Raw genomic sequence first — 1,415 nt, 5'->3', positions numbered from 1 at the left:
CACAAGTACGATAGAGTTGTTCTGGATATTTCTTCTGAGTAAAAATCATCTCTACCAGTTGTCCTAATGTTGCAGAGCGTTTTATTGCTTTGTCTTTATAATACTCAGGACTTCGGTTTAAATAATGCTGATGAGTAGAACACAAATGTTCTTTATCAGTGGTGTATGTTCTTGTTGAGTAACTACGTTGATGTACTGCTATTTGGTTGTATTTATAGTAGATGCGCACCATCGAGCGGGTATATACAACCTTTAGCTTTTTACCTATGTATTGATATGGGGCACTGTAGTAGTGCTTATCTTCTCCCAGATAAATATGATTGTTTTGAGCAAGTTTATATTCCTTGTAATACTTTATTTCGAAAGACCTTTTGGGTAGTTCTTGTAGTAATGATTTTTCGTTTGATAAAAAGTGCTCTTCTCTACAGTAATCGCGCTTTTGCATCCGGGTCTGATTGTGTTTCAATGTATGTTCTTTAATGGCATTGTTGAGTTCTGTAAGCGAAAAGAACTGTTGGTGCCGAATACGGGCATATACCCGATTGTAGATGAGTTTTACTTGATTTTCAACCAGAGCTTTGTCTTTGGGTTTTCTGGCTCTGGCAGGTACTACAGCCATATTGTAATGGTTAGCAAAATCTTCGAGTGCCTGATTAATGGTTGGTTCATACCTATTGGCTCTTATTACAGCGGATTTTAGATTGTCGGGAACCAAAACCTTTGGAGCCCCTCCTAAACTCTGCAAACAGCATGTAAGTGCATAAATAAAATCATCAATGCGCTGACTGGGTACTGCCATACAGAAACTATAATCGGAATATGGTAAACAGGCTACAAAAACCTGACATTCTATAACTTCTCCTGTAGTGATATCTACATACGAGAGCTTTTTTCCGGCATAGTCTACAAACAGTTTTTCTCCAGGCTCATGTTGCAATACCATGGATGGATTCTTAGTCAGCAAGTGTTGTGATAAATGGAAACTAAACTGACTTAAACTGTATCCAGTAGGGTTGGTTAAACGATATTCCTCCCATAGCAACTGCTTGGTTACTCCTGGTTTTTTGAGTTCAGCATCAAAGTAATCCAATTTACTTTTAAGCTCGTCGAAACGTTGATCTTTATATGCTGGATTGCCCGGATGAAAGACTTTTTCCAAAGTATGGTCTTCCATTTTTAACAGGGTGGCAAGACTTAGTTTAGAACTACGGTATTTACTCAAATAGCTTTTAACCGTATTTTTACTTATGCCTAAATTGCGGGCTATAGTTTTATTTCCGCACCCTTGACTGTGTAATTGTAGTATTTGTTTTACCTGGCTCATTCTTTTAGGTTTTCCTGCCATAATCAGTATCAATTAGTAGTTGCAACTACTAATTAATTAAACCTAAATCCAAGGGGGCAGCATGCTCCGT

General features: G+C 37.7%; 1 protein-coding gene. It reads right to left on the bottom strand.

Features of this window, described 5'->3' with window-relative positions; translation table 11 throughout:
* Positions 1 to 1,345, bottom strand: a 1,345-nt coding sequence (istA, locus tag OM075_RS25035) for an IS21 family transposase (protein WP_301193299.1), incomplete at its 3' end; no start/stop codon positions are given.
* Positions 1,346 to 1,415 lie beyond the last annotated feature (70 nt).

This window comes from Plebeiibacterium sediminum (assembly GCF_026013605.1).
Taxonomy (GTDB): Bacteria; Bacteroidota; Bacteroidia; order Bacteroidales; family Marinilabiliaceae; genus Saccharicrinis; species Saccharicrinis sediminus.
Note: the sequence above shows the minus strand (reverse complement) of the source record. Positions and strands in the feature narration are given on the sequence as shown.